Origin of the sequence: Methanobrevibacter sp. (assembly GCF_045541095.1) — an archaeon.
Classification (GTDB): Archaea; Methanobacteriota; Methanobacteria; order Methanobacteriales; family Methanobacteriaceae; genus Methanocatella.
This window is the reverse complement of the sequence record NZ_JAZQIJ010000153.1, coordinates 1-21,247: the sequence shown is the minus strand read 5'-3', so window position 1 is coordinate 21,247 and position 21,247 is coordinate 1. Positions and strand designations below refer to the sequence as shown.

Sequence of the window (21,247 nt, the reverse complement as noted above, 5' to 3'; positions counted from 1 at the left end):
ACTGAATGTTTAATTTAGGTAATACTAAATTAATATTTTTTAAATTATAACTTCAGTTATTTTCTTGTTTTATAGTATATTGTTAAAATTTAACTGAATGTTTAATTTTTTTAAAATAATATTATACATTATTTAAAATTTAATAAGTTAGTAGAAACTATAACGTTTATATATTATAAAAATCTAAACTACATATCACTATAGACTCTCCATGATTTCATAAAAATTGAAATCTTTAAAGATGGAGGGGGTGTATTATGAATAAAAAAGAGATATTGACAATAATATTATTAATATGTGTTCTTTTCTCACTGCAGGCAGTTGTAGCTGCTGACAGTGGATCAAACAGCACAGACAGTGATGTCCTGTCAGTTGATAATAATGTCTCTTCATATGCGCTTCCTAACTCTGATGCAAACAGTCTGGAAGCTGCCAATGAAGAATCATTTACCAACTTGCAGACTGTAGTAAATAATGGTGGAACAGGCTTTGCTAGTCATAATTATACATGGGTTAGTGGCGATACTCAAGTACGTATAACAAGCCCTATAACTTTAGACGGTGATGGTAAAGTCATAATAGACGCTAAAAAGCAAACAAGAATATTTGACATAGAAACTGGGGTTAGTGTAACCCTGAAAGGAATTACATTTATCAACGGTAATGCTACTAATGGTAACGGAGGGTCTATTTTTTCCAATGGTGCAATAACCATTGAAAACTGTAATTTCATAAACAACACTGCTAGTGGTCATGGTGGTGCAGTATATCTGGATCACCCTGACATGAGTACTATTTCAAACTCTGATTTCACAGGAAATGTTGCAGGCCTTAACGGTGGTGCAATTGACTGGAGTGCAAACTCACACAATGGTGTTGTAAGGGATTCCACTTTCACAAACAATACTGCTCACCGTAGTGGTGGTGCAATACACTGGAGTGGTCACTATGGAACTATTTCAAATTCAAATTTCACCAACAATAATGCTACTGGTGATGTGGTAACTACTATAAATGGCGTTCTTGGTGGTGGAGATGGTGGTGCTGTTATATGGGTAGGTAGTAATGGTACTATCAATAACAATTGTAGATTTGTTAATAACACTGCTGCTTACCGTGGAGGAGCAGTATTCCTACATGGTAACTCTACAGAAAACTGTACTAATGTAACTGTAGATAATTGTTACTTCGAAGACAATGATGCAGGTCTTAATGGTGGTGCTATTAACTGGCAAAAGAACTCTACTAAAGGTAGACTACTTAATTCTATTTTCATTAATAATACTGCTGCACGTAATGGTGGTGCAGTATTCTGGTATGGTACTAATGGTACTGTAGCTAATTGTGACTTCACTGATAATGAAGCATATGGTACTGTAGATTCTGATAATAGAATTGATGACCAAGGCCGTCATGCTGACAATTATATAGATGATCAGGGTAATCCTGTACTAGGTGGTTCTGGTGGTGCTATTGTATGGACTGGTAGTATAGGTAATATAACTGGTTGTAATTTTACTCATAATACTGCTAAGAGGTATGGTGGTGCAGTATTCCTTAGGGATAATAATTATACTACTTTCAAAAATGATAAGTTCATTAACAATACTGCTAATGTGAATGGTGGTGCAATTAACTTTAATAGGTATGCACGTAATGGTACTGTTGATGGTTGTACATTTGAAAACAATACTGCTAATAGGTCTGCTGGTGCTATATTCTGGTTTGGTCGTACCGGTACTATTAAAAACTCTAACTTTACCAATAATAGTGCTTTTGGTATTGTAGAGGATAAAGACTCATATGGTAACTTAACCTATGGTGGTTATGGTGGTGCTGTAATGTGGACTGGTGCTAATGGTATTGTAGATAACTGTATATTTGTAGATAATGATGCTGCAAGACGTGGTGGAGCAGTTTATCTGCAAGGTAGTGATTTAGGTAACTGTTCCAATACTACTTTCAATAATTCAAAATTCATCAGAAACCATGCAGGTACAAATGGTGGTGCTGTAGACTGGCACGAAGGTGCAACTGATGGTCATATCTATTACTCTGTATTTGAGCATAACACTGCTAATGCTAATGGTGGTGCTGTATATTGGAGAGGTCACAATGGTATAATTCTACACACTAACTTTACCAGCAATACTGCTGAAGGATTAAACTCCGGAACCTATGGTAACTATGGTGATGGAGGTGCAATGTACTGGGCAGGTATTAATGGTACTGTTGAAGACTGCAGATTTATAGATAATGAAGCTAAGAAGAATAGTGCTGTAGATGCTGGTGGTCGTGGAGGTGCAGTATACCTTGAACCATGTGGTCACGGTAACATTAACACTACCTTCAGAGATAATTACTTTGCTTTCAATACTGCAGGTACTAATGGTGGTGCTATTAACTGGCACGTTGATGCTCAAAACGGTATAGTTGAAAGTTCCACTTTCATAAACAATACAGCAAAAAGATCTGGTGGTGCAATCTTCTGGAATGGTATCAATGGTACTATAAAGTATTCAAAATTCTACAACAACACAGCTTTAGGTATTACAAATGGAACAAGTGTACTTGGTGAGATTACCTATGGTGGTGATGGTGGTGCTATCATGTGGGCAGGTCCTTTAGGTATTGTAGAACATTCCAACTTTGTAAACAACTCCGCTGCTCAACGTGGAGGAGCAGTATTCCTGCATGCTAGTGACAGGCAATGTGAAAACACTACATTCAAACAGGATTACTTTGCAAACAATGTTGCAGGTTATGATGGTGGTGCTATCAACTGGAACAAAGGTGCACGTAACGGTCTTGTAGATAATGTAACTTTCTTCAACAACACCGCTAGAAATAACGGTGGTGCAATTCTTTGGAATGGTATTAACGGTACTGTTAAAAACTCCAGATTTATTAACAACAGGGCTACCGGTGAAGTTCATGAATATCCAATAACTGTAACCATGTCCAACATAATTGTCATAAATGTTACTGGACCTAAAGAAATTGACCTAAATGACTTAGTTGATACACCTCAAACAGGTAAATTATATGTAATTAATCAAACTATTTCTGCTGATATTGATCACTTTGAATCCTGGGTATACACTGGCACTGAATTTAAGAAATTGGATGCTATTGATATTTCACGTTCAGAGTCAATCATCTCACCTGTAGACTGGGCAATTGACCACTTCTTCGGTGGTGACGGTGGTTCCATTCTGTGGAGTGGTGATGTAGGTCTTGTATATAATTGTACTTTTGTTGAATCCAACTCTGCCCGTCGTGGTGGTGGAGCATACATGACCGGTTCAGACAATGTAACCTATGACTTATGTAATTTCACCGACTGTACTTCAGGTACCAACGGTGGAGGTGTAGACTGGCTGGCAGGTGCTAACTACGGTCATATCTATAACTGTATTTTCAACAACACCAGAGCTGCACGTTCAGCTGGTGCAATCTATTACGATGGTGACTTTGGTAGACTGGAAAACATTACAATAATCAACACTACATCCTATGGAGGATCTTTAAAAACCAGTAAAGACGGACTTGTAAAATATGCTGGTTGGGATTCAAGTCACTGGGATACAAACACTACTGGTGGAGATGCAGGAGCAATCATGTTCACAGGGGATAATACATATTTATACAATGTAACATTCACTAACTGTACTTCAGAAGGTCGTGGAGGTGCAGTCTTTTTACAGGATAATGCTAATATCACATTTGACTTATGTAAATTTGAAAACAATGAAGCAAAGGGTATTGCAAACAACACCTGGGACAATTATAAAGAAGAATATGATGGAAGCGGATATAATTATAAATTAACCGGTCACGGTGGAGCTATTGCATTTGATGTAGGTGCTCACGAATGCACAATTAAAAATTCTGAATTTATAGAAAACTATGCTCGTCGTGATGGTGGTGCAATCAACATTGCGCTAAATTCATACAATGCTACTATTGAAGATTGTATATTTACAAATAACTCCTGTGGAGATGACGGTGGAGTTATTAACTGGGAAGGTAATTTAGGTCTTGTTAAAAACATTACCTGTTACAACAACAAAGGTATATCATATAATGATGTAGTAACTGGACAATCTAATTCTAAAGGTGGAGTAATCTGTCTTACTGGTGATAATGTTACTATAACAGAATCCAAGTTCACATTATCTACTATATTACAGAGTCCAGAGGATAATGATGCTGGTGCAATGTTTATCACTGGTGAAAATACAACTGTTTCACATTCAACATTTGACAGATGTTATGCTCCTGAACAGGGAGGTGCAATGAAAATTATCGGTAACCTTACTACAGTTATCAACTGTACTTTTACAAACTGTAATTCTTCCGAAGAAGGTGGAGCAATTGTTGTAGAAGGTTTAGATTGTAAAGTATATAATTCAACTTTCCGCAATATCCTTGCAGGAGATGATGGTGGTGCAATTTTATGGATTGGTCAAAGAGGTTTAATATATAACAGTACTTTTTCAATTACTAATGCAGTAGGTATGAATGGCCATCATTCCAAAGGTGGTGCAGTCAATGTAGTAGGTGATTATTCTGTCATTACAAAATCCAAATTCGAAATGACTTCATCAGCTATAGATGGTGGAGCAATTTACGCTACAGGTAATCATATTAATATTACAGATTCCACATTCAACAAATGTAATGTTTCACACGCTTCTGAAGCAAATTATGCACATGGTGGAGGTGCTATCTATGTTCAGGGTGTCAACGCATTAATTGCAAATTCCACTTTCGATCAAACCAATGCTAGAATAGGTGGTACCTTGTATATTGATGGTCGTGATGCTGTTGTTGATAATATTACTATTAATCGTACTTTTGTATCTACTCATGGTGGAGCGATTTACATTAAAGGGGTAAATGCTGTTATTAATAATTCTGATATATCAATGAACAATGCAACCCTTTCTGGTGGTGCAGTATATATTGAAGGTAGGTATGCAACTATTGAAAATTCAGCATTCAGCAATACTGTTGCAAAATCCGGATCTTCTTTCACTAATAGTAATTTAGGTGGTGCAATATATATTATGGGTAATGATGCTTCTATCATAGGATCTAAATTTAATAACTCCAATGCATATAGAGGAGGAATGATTTACCTTGAAGGTAGTTATTGTGATGTAATTAATTCCTCATTTGAAAATGGTCATACTTCCTGGGACGGTGGAGCAGTATATGCTACAGGTTCACATTCTAATGTACTTAACTCAAACTTTACAAATAATGTTGCAGACCAAGATGGAGGAGCTCTATTCTGGTACGGTAAATCTAGCAATAATGTTGTTGATGGTTGTATCTTCATAGGTAACATTGCTTATGCTCCTGGTGATACTATAACTCCTGATACTGGTAAGAGAACTACTAGAGGTGGTGGAGCAATCTACTGGTCTGAAGGTGGAGTTAATGCAATTGTTCGTAATTCCCAATTTATTAATAATTCAGCTCGTACCAATGCAAAAGCAGATGGTGGAGCTATTTTATGGGATTATTCTGCTGGAACTGCAATTTTAGATAACTGTATATTTGATGGAAACTTTATTACAACATCTGCTAGTATCACCGGTAAATCACCGTGGGTGCAAGGTGGAGCTATTTATATTAGACCTACTGGTAATTTTATTGTTAATAACTCCGAATTTAGAAATTGTTGGTCAATTAGGGAAGCAGGTGCACTATACGTTGATGGTGCTAATGCTCCAAATACACGGATTATTAATACTAAATTCATAAATAACACTGCTAAAGGTCAGGGAGCTAATATAGATGATAATGATAGAGGTGGAGGCGGTTTGATGATTAAAGGTACTAAAAACGTTTGGGTAATAAATGCCACCTTCATAAACAACACTGCAAACTATGGTGGAGCACTTTCTATATGGAAATTACAAAGAATTAATTCTCCTATTGTTTATGTAATCAACACAACTTTTGATGGAAATAAAGCTACTGGTGGTAAAGAGGGTTCTAACTCTGGTGGATCTATATATGCAACTGCATATGATACTGCTTGCAATTTTGAACTTGAAAATATTACATTTATAAACGGTAAAGCGGATTATATGGGTGGAGGAATGTACCTTACAAATAATGCTGTGCTAACCTATAAAAACTTAACTTTCATCAATAACTCTGCTGAACTGGGTGGTGGATTATACTGGGATAGAGCAGTTACTATCCAAGGTATGAACTTCATCAATAACTCTGCTAACCAAGGTGGTGCTATTTTCGTTCCTAAAGGTCAAACCATTCAATATAATAATTTCACTGGTAATAATGCTACTACTGAAGGTGGAGCTATTTATGTAAGTTCTTCAGATGTTACTATTAAGTATAATAATTTCACAAATAATACTGCTAATATGGGTGGTGCTATTTTCACACCTATTTCAGATAATACTATCAGTATAACATATTCTAATTTCACTGGTAATAATGCTACTAAAGGTGGAGCTATTTACAATGGATATAAAGGTGCTAATGGTAAATATATCACTTATTGTAATTTTATAAGAAATAATGCAATTGAAGAGGGTGGTGCTGTTTATCTTGCTAATGATAATCAACAAATAATTTATTGTAATTTTGAATCAAACAGTGCAGGAAAAGGTGGTTCTGTTTATGTTAAAATGGATTTATCAAATATTTATATTAAAAATTCTAAATTTAAAACTTCACAAGCAGACAATGGTGGTGCTGTCTACTATGCAGGTTCAACTCAACCAAATCTTTGGATTCAGGATAGTGACTTTATAAATAATACTGCTGCATATAATGGTGGAGCTGTTTATTATGTAACAATTGAAAATGGTATTAACCGTGTTTACAGGGACTTTAATAACTTTGACGGCATTGGAGTAATAAACTCATCAACTCACAGAACTGATGTTCGCACTAACGCTACTTCTACTCATATTATTCAAAGGTGCTTATTCGAAGATAATTATGATTATTTATTCAATATTCTTACCGAAACAAGTTATGATGCTCCGGTTATTACTGTTATTGTTGACAGTCCTAGAAATGTTAATAGAAAAAATATATATACTGTTATAAGTTTAACTAATTCAACTACTGGTCAATTAATCAGTCAGGTCATTATTACTCCGGATAATTACTTTGAACATTACAATGAACATGAACAAACATTGTATGCTACTTTCACAGGTCTTCGAACTAATCAAACTTATAATATTACTGTTGAATTTGAAAATACTGACTACTTATATAAAACAAACAGTACTAGTGAGACTGCACATGGTGATCCAATTGGTGATTTCACACTTCTCCAACGTTGGATTGAAGGCAATATCACTAATGGAAAATATGAGATCCACTTGCCAAGGACAATGAGATTCACTCCGTATTATGGTAATGATACTACTTATACTTTAGATACAAAATGTATGAATCTTACAAATATCAAAAAACCATTTACAATTTATGGTGACGGTTGGGGTATTGATGCAAGAGGATTCTCCAGAATATTCAATATCACAGCAGCCAATGTTACCTTTATTGATGTGGACTTTTCCAATGGTAATGCCAGTGGTCCACGTGGTGATGGTGTAGATAAAGGAGGAGCCATATATTGGGCTGGTGTTAATGGTAAATTAATTGATTGTAATTTCTTTACCAATAATGCTACCACAGGTGGAGGAATCTACTATGAGTACACAGCTTTAAATGCTAAAATATTTAATGCCACATTTAGGGCAAACAATGCAGTTACCAGAGGTGGTGCCATTGACTGTAACTCCCCTGGAATGGAATTGGAAAACATTACATTTATATCTAACACAGCATATATTGGTGCAGCTTTATGTAGGGAAGTAAATGCTACAGGAGGTCATGGATTTAATAACACATTTACAGATAACCATGCGGAATATGCAGGTGCAGCTCTTGCATGGATTAATGCATCAAGTATTCACATTGATACTTACTACTTCTATGATAACACCGCAGGTTACAGTGGTGGAGCAATCTATGTAGGTGAAGGCAGTGGAAACTGTGAAATTATAAACTGTCTCTTTGACAACAACTATGTGGACAATGCAACAGATGGTCACGGTGGTGCTATTGAATGGTATGCTGAAAAAGGTCTTGTTGACAATTCCATATTCACAAATAACTATGCTTATGACGGTGGAGCAATCTATGTAGGTAGTGCTTCAGGTAAAATCAACATTACCAAATCCACATTCGAAGATAACTATGCACTTAGTTTTGGTGGAGCTGTCAGTTTGAGTGCATCTTCTGTAACTATCAATCAATCCAACTTCTTTAATAACAAAGCACTTCAAGGTGGAGCATTATATGTAGGCGGAGAAGGTGAAACCAACTATGTATACAACTCTGTTTTCGAAGGAAACAATGCAACTGATGGTAACGGTGGTGCTATTAACTGGATGGCATCTTCAGGTACAATCGTAAATTCAAACTTAACAAATAACAATGCATATTATGGTGGTGGAATATACTTCGGTGGTCTTTCAAATGAAAGTATAATTACAAACTGTATATTCACAGACAACCATGCTAAATACAATGGTGGAGCAATTGACTGTAATGCTTCCAGAATGTTTTTATCTCATACTGTATTTGATGGAAATTATGCTCAATTTGGTGCAGCATTATGTAGGGAAACTAATGCTCAAAAAGGATCCGGTGAAAACAACACATTCAAGAACAACCATGCGTTTGTTTCAGGTGCAGCTTTAGGTTGGATGGGTTCAATCGGAATTAAAATTACTAACTACACATTTATCAATAACTCTGCTGATGTTAGCGGTGGAGCTATTTATGTAAGTCCTACCAGTCATAACTGTTCAATCATTGATTCCTACTTTGAAGATAACTTCGTAACAAATGCAAGTGCTGAGGATTTATTCACTTGGCCTTCATGGGATGGAGACCTAATGACTTATAGTGTCAGATCCACTAATGACACAAGTCTAGCTAATAAAACAATAATGGATACTACAACAACTACATATTACTATCTTTTAGGCGAGTATCCTGATGATTTAGTGGTTGGTGGAGCAATCAACATTCTTGCAGAAAATGCAACAATTCAAAATTCCAACTTCACAAGAAACACCGCAAGATTAGGTGGAGGAATATATGTAGGTGCTGATTCAGGTAACACTGTCATTAACGTTTCAGTATGGAGAGAAAATGTTGCTTACGAACGTGGTGGAGCTATTAACTTACACGCTTCAGGTGTACATATTGATGACGGTGAATTCTATAACAACATTGCGGTTAATGGTAGTGCAGTGTTTGTTGGTGGTGTAGGTACTGAAAACAAAATACATGGATCCATTTTCGATGGAAATATTGCAAAAGATTATGGTGCAGGTGTTTACTGGGTTGCTTATGAAGGTGAAATAGTTAATTCTTCATTTACCAGAAACTCTGCAGTCTATGGTGGAGGTATCTACTTAAACGGTAAATCAAGTAATACCAATATTACCAATACAACATTCACTTACAATAACGCTACCAAAAACGGTGGTGCAATTGAATGTAATGCAGAAAATATTGGTATTTACAATTTAACATTCGAACATAACTATGCAGGAGAATACGGTGCAGCTTTATGCAGAGAGTCAGGTGCAAGATACGGTCATGGAGACCATAACGTATTTAATTACAACCATGCTGGCATTGCTGGTGCAGCTCTTGCATGGATGGGTGTGGAAAACATTAACATTAACTATTATAATTTCACAGGCAACACCGCAAATCAAAGAGGTGGAGCAATTTATGTAGCGCAAGGCAGTAACTTCTGTGTTGTAAACAATTCAATGTTCACCGGAAACAACGTAACCAATTTAACAAGTGGTTTCGGTGGAGCAATAGATATCAATGCATTGAATGCAACAATTATTAACTCTAACTTCACAAACAACCATGCATTTTATGCTGGTGCGATAGCTGCTGGTGAAAATTCAGGTTTCACAATCCTTAGAAATGCAACATTCACAAGTAACGGTGCTACAGTCGATGGTGGTGCGATTAATTTAAGGGCATCCGGTGTATCAATGAATGATACTCGCTTCTACTCAAATACTGCAGGCAGAAACGGTGGAGCAGTTTATGTCGGCGGAACCGGTAAGAACAATACTATTCACAACTCAGTCTTTGAGAAAAACAGAGCATTAGGTACTGTTGACTTAAATGATAATATCACCGGAGGTCATGGTGGTGCTATTGACTGGAGAGCTGCTGCGGGTGAAATGATTAACTCTAACTTCACAGCTAACGAAGCTATTTATGGTGGAGGTATTTACTTAAACGGTATTTCAAGCAACAGTAAAATAGAACAGGTTATATTTAAAGAGAATAGGGCTACTAAAAACGGTGGTGCTATTGACTGTAACGCTAGTATGATGGGTCTTCAACATACACAATTCCTATCAAATTATGCAGGTGAATACGGTGCTGCATTATGTAGAGAAGCTAATGCTACCGGAGGATTCGGTGGAAACAACACATTCATCAAAAACCATGCTGACATTGCTGGTGCTGCTCTTGCTTGGTTAGGTGTAGATGGAATCAACATTAACAATTACACATTCATCAACAACACTGCATTCTCATCCGGTGGAGCAATATATGTAAGAGAAGACAGTCCTAACTGTAAAGTACGTAATTCATACTTTGACAATAACTATGTAACTGATGTAAGAAACGGTCAGGGTGGAGCTATTGAATGGCTTGGACCTAACGGTTTAGTTGTAAACACTACATTTGAAAATTCATTTGCAGTTCATGGTGGTACCATATACACAGGTCTCCATTCAGACAACTTAACCATTAACAACACAACATTTATCGGATCTCGTGCAGTAGGTGAAGGTGGTTCTATTGTACTTTTGGGTGGCAATGCTAGAATCATTGATTCAAACTTCACTTATTCAATCGCATTGGAACGTGGTGGAGTAATTGCAGCTCACCATGCACACAACACTACAATAGATAACTGTTTCTTCTACCATTCAGTAGGTGCAGGTTATGTGGATGAATCTCTTAGATACTATGGTGAAGGTGGAGCAATATTCTGGGAAAACGCTACTGGATTTAACTTATCCAATTCCAAATTTGAGGATATTGAAGCTCACAATAATGGTGGATCATTATGCATAATTAACTGTAATGATTCTGTATTATACAATGTTACATTTGACGGACAACTTTCCATTAGAGAAGGTGGAGCAATATATTGGAGCAATTCCACAAATATTACAATTGACACCTGTGTATTTAACAGCACTGTTGCAAGCTATAATGGTGGTGCAGTCATGCTGGATAACGTTAATGATACTGTCGTTAAAAACTCCAAATTCAACAACACCTCAACTCCATGGGGTAATGGTGGAGCAATTTATGTTAACGGTAACGTTACAGTAGATAATGTAACTTTCACTGACTTTACTGCTTTAAATGATAATGCTGGTGGAATATTCTTCCAAACAGGAAATTCAACTGTTGTAAATTCCACATTCAAAAATGGTAAAAATGCAATTTGGATTAATCAAACTGCTACAGTACATATTACTAAAAATAATATAACTGGTGCGGATCCAAATAAAGGAATGATGTATTTAGAAGACAATACTGATGCCGGCGCTATCAAAATTACATACGCTGTATGGAATGACGGTGATTTATGGCTTGACAAAAACAATTTCGATTATGTAATTATTAATAACGGTATCATATGGACCAAAACATACACTAAAATGTTAAACAATGAGACATATGAGGTAACTTGGAATGAGTATTTCACATTCTTTGCTAACATTACAGATGACAATCACAACACAATTATCTCAGCACATACCTTAAACACTACAAATGATGTTTATCAGGATAAAGGTAACTATTATGTAATGGACTACAACCAACAAACTCTTCAATGCATCTACCAAGGTGACTTCCACCTTATTCCATTGGATAAAGGACTTAAAAACAACACTCTTTACAATGGAACCTTAAGGGTTAAAATGCCTGTAGATTTAGAAATTAGTACTGATATCAATAATGAAGTAATCACATTCACAGCTAAATTAACTACTCCTGCAAACAGTAATTACACAATACAAAATCAAAATGTACAGTTCAAGATTGGTGATCAAATCATCAATACCCAAGTAATTGACGGTATTGCACAATGGAGCATTGCTCATGCAAACATTTCACAGACCCATATGCCTTATGGAACTTACACCATAACTGCAAACTACACTGGTGACAATGTACATTGGGGTGCTTTCAACTCAACAATGGTTGTTATTAATCCTCATCCAATCTGGATTGTAATTGAAGCGGCAAACATTTATTATGGCCAAACATTAATCCTGAATGTAACTTCAAATGCTACTAACTCTCAAAACGGATACATAACCATAAGGATAAACGGTAAAGAAGTGGCTTCCCAAGTAAAACTTGAAAGTGACGGAAGCAAAATAGTCAGCTTAACTTACAATGAATATAAAGACATCATAACCAATCCTGGTGAATACACTGTATCTGTAATGTATTCCAACGGCACATATTATGATTATCAATTGAATTTCACAACATTTGACGTATTTAAAGTCAATACAACTATTGATGCAAATGCAACTACTCCTATTTCACATCCAGAATCAGAAGTAATCAATGTAACCGTAAATGAAAGTGCAACAGGATTTATAAAAATAACTGTCAACGGAAAAACATACATTGAAGAAATCGATCACGGAAAAGTACAGTTCATCATTCCAGATTTACCTGTCGGTGAATACATAAATTATACAATTATATATAGTGGTGATGATTTATTCAACGGAAACTCAACCAATGTCACATTTACCGTAAACCGTGCTACAGAATATGTCTTTGACATTAAAGTCGATGATATCTATTATGGTGATAATGCTACAGTGAGGGTATTGCTTCCGACTGACGCAAAAGGTAATGTGACAATCAGGGTTGACGGAGTCATTGTCGGTACTGTAAATGTAACTAACGGTACTGCAGAATTGGATAACATAAGCGGATTGGTTGGAGGCCCACACCTTGTAAATGTAACTTATAATGGTGATTCAGATCATTATCCTAAAGATAAAAACATAACATTCAATGTAAAACCTAAAATAGACTGGAAGATGGATATAACTGAAGTGGACTACAGGCCATACGGTGAAATGTCAACAATCAACATAACAAACATACCTTCAGATATTTTAGGTAACACTGTAACCATTAAAATTGACGGTGTGCCATATACTATTCCTATTGTTGACAATAAAGCTACTTTAAGATTGGATAATCTTTCCGCAGGCACACACATGGCAACAGTCAGTTATGCTGGTGATGCTAATTATAATGCAACATCACAGGTATTCCGCCCTAACATTCCTCAGGCAACTCCTACAATTACCTTGCAGGAAGTCAACGGAAATGTTGTAGCTACTGTCAGCGGAAATACAACAGGTAATGTCACATTCTACCTGCCTGGTGGAGAATACAATATCACTCTTGAAGAAGATGGAACTGCAACATTGACTGCCGATAAATTAAGCATTGGAACTAACGGTATAGTTGCTATATATAATGGAGATAAAAATTACACTTCCGCAAGGGCAAAACTGCTTGTAGATGTTGATAAAGAGGATTCCACAGTAAACGTAACTGCAGATCCTACCGTATATGGAAACCCTGTCGAAGTCACAGTTAGAGTCGGTCCTGGACAAACAGGATACGTATCCATTGATATAATTGATAATGAAGACCATGTCCTGTTCATGGATATCGGTAAAGTCAATAACCTGGGAATCGCTACATTTGCAGTAAAAGGATTGAATGTAGGTCACTACAGAATCAACGTGACTTATTACGGTGATGAAACTTATAACGTAAGTTCAAATTACACATACTTCGATGTAACTCCTGCGGAGTTGGATGTAAGTGTCGTAGCCAATAACGTAACAGTAGAAGACAACACTTCCTTTATTGTTTACATGATAACAAAAGACTTCAACGGCAAAGTCCTCATCAATATATCTGAGGTAATTTATGATGATGTTGTTGAACCTTTAATCGTAACCGGCAAATTGCCTGCAGGAAAATACACTGCAAACATAACATTCTATAATGATGACAACTATAATGAAAAAACCATTAAGGTCAAATTCACAGTCTCAAGAGTTGATCCTACAATTGAAGTAAATATTGACGATGTAACTTATCCAAACAGTGCTGTTGCACAAGTCACAGTTTCAAACAAAGCCAACGGTACTGTTGAAGTATATCTTGGAACCAGACTTATAGGAACTGCTCAAATGACCAATGGTCAGGCCACAGTCAACCTTGAACAACTGGCCGCAGGCAAAAAAGAAGTCACAGTCAAATTCATAACTTCAGATTATTATAACAACAATATTACTGCAACTGAAAAATTCACAGTTGATAAAAATCAAACCTCCATAACCCTCCAAGCAAACGGCAGAGATGTAGTTGCAACAATTGACCCTGCTATCAGCGCCAATATAATATTCTACATCAATGGAGAAAGGGTAGATAACGACACTGTCGGCGGAATTGCCACCATCAAAGACAAACTGGTCATAGGTAAGAATTTCGTTACTGTAATATATTCAGGAAATGAAAACTACACAGATTCATATGCTGTTGAAACTTTCGAAATTGACAAAACAGGAACAAGCCTAACCGTTGTGGCAACTCCTGAAACTGTTGTTGTAGGTCAAAAAACAACAATAACTGTTACAATGGTTAATGTAACTACAGGTAAAGTCTTAATTGAAGTCAATGGATTCAATTACACTGTTGATATAAATGAGGGTGTTGCAAACTTGGATATAGCTCTTCCTGTTGGAGACTATCCTGTCAAAGCATATTATCTAGGAGATACTGAACATAAAGCATCCAACAATACAGGTAACACTTTCCATGTCATACACAAAATAACTCCTGAAATTACAATCATTGTTCCTGATGATGTCAAAGTCGGTCAAACCATAAACATTACAGTAGGTTCTAACGGATATAACCTGACTGTCTGGATTGATGGTATAAAACAAACCATAGTCAACGGAAATATAACATACACTGTTACTTCAGCCGGCATTAAGACAATATTTGCAAATACAACAGAAAATAATGCATATTATTCAGTAAATAAAACCGTTGCATTCGAAGCACTTAAAAACGATGCTGTATTAATCATATCTGAAATTGGCGTTGTTTATGTTGGAGATGAAGTCACAATTACTGTTACTAGCACTACTGATGGTGAGGTAACAATCAAACTTGACGGTGTTGAAATCACTAACGGATATAAATTCACTCCGGATCTTAAAGGCAAATACACTATTACAGTCGAATCTGCTGAAACCGGAAACTATTATGTAGGATTCAACTCAACCACATTCAATGTTGACAAACGCACATCACAGGTTAATGTGACCGCTACCGGTAACAGTGTCGGTGGAAATGCTTTAATTGAAGTTCAAGTTCAAACAAATGCTACTGGATTTGTAACCATTAACGTGAACGGAACCAAATATGTGATTGAATTGAATAATGTCGGATACGGTTCTGCTGAACTTCCTGGCCTTGGAAACGGCACATATTATGTCTATGCCGAATACCTTGGTGATAATCAATACTATTCCAGCACTAATCTTACTGAAACCTTTGAAATGATTAAAGTAAATACAACAATGGGCATTACAGTTCAAGATATTAATTATGGTCAGGCTGCTAACATTACTGTAACAATCACTTCAGGTGCGACAGGTTACATCACAATCAGAATCAATGAAACCAAATCAATAACATTGCCGATTGTAGAAGGTAAAGTCAACTGGATTGTTGACGGATTGGCAGTTGACAACTATATTGTATATGCTAACTACTCCGGTGATGCTAAATACAATGTAAATAATACTGATAAAGTTAACAGAACATTTGAAGTCAAACAGGTAACTCCGGTAATTACAATTGAAACTGGAGATATTGTAATTGATCAAACTGCTGTAGTAACAATTTACATCAATTCAACTGCTACAGGTAACTTAACCGGTAAAATTGATGGTGTAGAATTCAATAAGAAAATAACAGACGGTAAAGTTGAAATTACTACTGCAAGATTAACCAATAAAACTTATAATATTATTGTTAATTATGAAGGGGATAAAAACTACACTGCTGGCACAGCTACAGGTTCATTTGATGTTGCAAAAACATCCGATTATGAACTGAACATTACTGCAGGTGATGTAAAAGTTGATGATTTAACTAATATAACTGTAAATGTACCTGACGATGCAAGCGGCATTGTAATTGTAGAAATTGAAGGTGTCAACTACACAGCTACAATCAACTCAGGTAAAGCAGTATTCAGAAACGAAACTGGTTTAGGTGAGGGAAGATACAACATCACTGCTTACTTCGGCGATGCAAAATATGCAAATAAAACTGCAACTGGTGTATTCTACATTTCAAAAGTTGAACTTCCAATTGTAATTACTCATATTGAAGATATTAAAGTTGGAGATAAAGCAATAATTGAAGTGACTGGCCTCACTGGTGTTTCAAACAATGTAACTATTGAAATTGATGGTGTGAAATATAACAAATCTGTAGGAACTGATGGTAAAGCTAGATTTGAAGTACAAATCATGTCCAACGGTACCAGAACTGTTGTAGCAATCTATGATGGAGATAGAAAGTTCATGGCAAACTCCACTACTGCTAACTTCACTGTAACTAAACGTGCTTCACAGGTTAATGTGACCGCTACCGGTAACAGTGTCGGTGGAAATGCTTTAATTGATGTTCAAGTTCAAACAAATGCTACTGGTTATGTGACTGTTAATGTGAACGGTACTAACTACACTATTAAATTGAATAATGTTGGTGAAGGTTCAGTTGAAATTAAAGGATTAGGTAATGGTACTTACTATGTCCATGCTACTTATCTTGGTGATGATCAGTACTTGCCAAGCACTAATGTGACTGAAACATTTGAAATGACTAAACTCAACACTGAAATGGATATCACAGTTCAGGATATTACTTATGGTCAAGCTGCTAATATTACTGTAACAATTACTCCTGGTGCTACAGGATACATTACAATCAGAATTAATGAAACTAAATCTATTACTTTACCTATTGTTGAAGGTAAAGTCAACTGGATTGTTGAAGGCTTAGGTGCTGATAATTACACAGTTTATGCTAACTACTCCGGTGACGGTAAATACCTCATCAACAATACAAACAAAGTAAATGAATCATTTGAAGTCAGAAAAGCAGATCCTGAATTACACATAGTTTCATTCAACTGTGTTGTTTATGAAAAAGGTAAAATAGAAATTTCCATTAACCCTGAAACTGCTGGTGAAAAATTAAACATTACTGTCGGTGATTTCGAATACAAAGGTATTGAGATTCCTGCTGATGGAAAATTGGCATTCAATATTACTGATGCTCTCGATGAATTTAAATATTATAATGTTACTGTGAAATATGCAGGTAATGCAAACTTCACTAATGCTACATTCAAATACGCATATCATACTACTAAAATTACCACATATGGAATTAACGTTACAGGAATGAACATTACAGTCGGCGATGATGAGATAATCACTGTTGAAGTTCCAGACCATGTGGATGATGTGGTTATTTGGGTAAACGGAGAAAGCTTCAGAAACACTTCCTTCTCAGGCAACAAAGCTACATTCAACATTACTCATCTTAACCTTAAACAAGGAATTTACACAGTTACTGCTACTGTAAATGACACTGAATTTGAACATAAGAACTTCACTTCAATATTCACAGTAAATAAAACTTCAGTTCCAATGAACATTACAATATTCAACAATGCAAGCATCTATGTTGGTGACACTGTAAAAGTTGTTGTAAGTGTTCCTAAAGATGTAACTGAAAATGTAACTATTGAAATTAATAATATCAGATTAACTAATGTAACTGTAAACGGCAATGCAACATTCTATGTCCCATCCATAACTTATGGTAATAAGACAGTTGTTGCAGCATATGTCGGTGATGATAAATACTATTACAACTCAACTACTGCTAACTTCACAGTCAACAAACGCAACTCACAAGTAAATGTTACTGCTACTGGCAATGGTGTTGGCAGCAATGCTACAATTACAGTGCAAGTCCAGAGAAATGCTACCGGATATGTGACAGTAAATGTAAACGGTACAGATTACACAATTGAATTAAACAGTACCGGTGCTGGTTCAATCAACATTACTGGTCTTGGTAACGGAACTTACTATGTCCATGCTACTTACATTGGTGATGATCAGTACTTGCCAAGCACTAATGTGACTGAAACCTTTGATATGGTTAAAGTTGCTCCTGAAGTTGTCATCAATGTTGAAAATGTAACTTATGGTAATCACACAGTTATTGTTGTGACTGTTGCTGGTGCAACAGGTAATATTACTATTAGAATTAATGAAACTAATAAAGGAGAGTTCACTTTAGTTAACGGTAAAGTTATTTTCGATGCTGGTGTTTTAGGTGCTGAAAACTACACTGTATATGTCAGTTACCTTGGAGATGACAAATATGATACTGGTGATGCTCAAAAAGACTTTAATGTATCTAAAGCAACTCCTACAATCACAATCAAAGAAGTGACTGTTGATGCTTTAACTAATGCTACTGTTAGAGTCACAATCAATACTGATGCTTCTGGTAAAATGAACATTACTGTAAACCATAAGAATTACACTGAGGATATTATTGGTGGTGTTGCTACATTTACTGTTGATGTTTTACCTGTAGGTCTTTATAATATCATTGCTACTTATGCTGGTGATGATAACTACACTGATAAAGTTCAGACTCTTGTTGATGGATTAAATGTGACTAAAGTTAAAGCTTATGAAATGAATGTAACTGCTGTTGATGTTGTTGTTGGTCAGAATACTACAATTACTGTGCATGTTCCTAAAGATGCAACCGGAACTGTTACAATTTGGGTAAATGGTACTAAATTAACTAATTCCACTATTGTTGGTGGTGTTGCTACATTCACATTAAATAAAACAGTTGCTGGTAGATATGTGGTTAACGCAACTTTAAGTGATGTTAAATATGTTGATCAAACTGTATTTACAAGTTACTTAGTATCTAAAGTTGAAACTCCAATTACAATAACCGTAAATAATAAAGATAACATTAAAGTTGGAGATACTGTTGTTATCACTGTTGAATTGCCTGATGAAATTGTAGGTGAAAAAGTAACTATTGAAATCAACGGCAAATCATATGAAAATGTAACCAATGCTGATGGAATTGCTACATTTACTGTTCCTTCTGTAACTTATGGAAATAAAACAGTTACCGCAATCTATGTTGGAAACAATAAATATGTAAACAATGCAACAACTGCTAACTTCACTGTAAACAAACGTGCTTCACAGGTAAATGTCACAGCAACCGGTGATAAAGTTGGTGGAAATGCTGTGATTAGTGTTAAAGTTCCTGCAAATGCTACTGGATACGTAACAGTCAATGTAAATGGTACTGATTACACAATCAATTTAACAAGCGGTGAAGGTTCAATTGAAATTGCCGGTCTTGGAAACGGAACATACTATGTACATGCTACTTACCTTGGTGATGATCAGTACTTAACTAGCACAAACAACACTGAAACATTTGAAATGATTAAATCTGATGTAATAATGAATATTACTGTTGAAGATATCAATTATGGTCAAGCTGCAAATATTACAGTCAACATCACTTCTGATGCTACTGGATTTATTACAATCAGAATCAATGAAACTGCTTCAATTACTCTGCCTGTTGCTAACGGTAAAGTCAACTGGATTGTTGATGGTCTTGCAGCTGATAACTACACAGTTTATGCTACTTACTCCGGTGACGGTAAATACAACGTTAACAACACAGATAAAGTCAATAAATCATTTGAAGTAAAACAAATTACTCCTGGTGTTGAAATCGTTAAAGTGATTTCTGAAGCTGGAGGCAAAGCTACTGTGATTGTTAAAGTTGACCCAAGAACCACAGAAAATGTAACTGTGACTGTTAATAATGTTCCATACAGCATCAAACCGGATAATGCAGGTATTGCTGTAATTATTACTAATGTTTTAGAAAACGGCACTTACACTGCTGTTGCAGATTATGACGGTGATAAAAACTTCACAGCTGGTGAAGATTCATTCACATTCACAACTAACAAGACTTCCGATTATGAAATGAATATTACTACTGGTGATATTGAAGTTGATCAATTAACTAATATTACTGTTAATGTTCCTGACGATGCTAAAGGAATTGTTATCGTAAACATTAACGGAACTAACTACACTGCTACTATCTGTGATGGTAAAGCAGTATTTAATAATGAAACTGGTTTAGGTGCAGGCAGATACAACATTACTGCTTACTTCGGCAACGATAAATATGCTAACAGAACAGCTACTGGTGTATTCTACATCAACAAACATGAATCACCTATTACAATTGCTGTTGAAGACATTAAAGTCGGTGATGTTGCCTACATTAATGTAACTGCTCCTAGCGACAATGTAACTATTGAAATTAATGGTAAATCTTACACAAGAACTAAATATGAAAATGGTATTGCTTACTTCACTGTTCCTGCATTGGCTTACGGCAATAAGACCGTAACTGCAGTCTACGGTGGTTCAGACAAATACGTTGCAAACACAACTACTGATAACTTCACAGTAAACAAACGCACTTCACAAGTAAATGTAACTGGTGATGAAATCATTGTCCGTGAAAATGCTACTGTTGAGGTCAAAGTAACTCCTGGCGCAACAGGTTATGTTGTTGTAACTGTAAACGGTCAAAACTACACAATCAACTTAACCGGATCTCAAGGTTCAGTAGTTATTGCTGGTCTTAAAAATACAACTTACCCAATAACTGTAACTTACCTTGGTGATGACCAATTTGAATCAAGCATTAACACAACTCAATCAATTATTGTTAACAAAGTCGAATCAAGTATTAATTTAACTGTATCTGACAGCGGAATTATAATAAATGGTTCAAATGTTGACATAACTATTGAAGTTCCTATAGATGCAACTGGTAAAGTTGAGGTATCTTTATGGAATGGAACCGAGCTCATTGACAC

General features: G+C 35.8%; 1 protein-coding gene. It reads left to right on the top strand.

All coding sequences use genetic code 11. From position 1 onward, the window contains the following. Nucleotides 1-257: 257 nt before the first annotated feature. The coding region (locus ACKI2P_RS06580; protein ID WP_407376148.1) for an Ig-like domain repeat protein at nt 258-21,247 on the top strand (20,990 nt) is incomplete at its 3' end.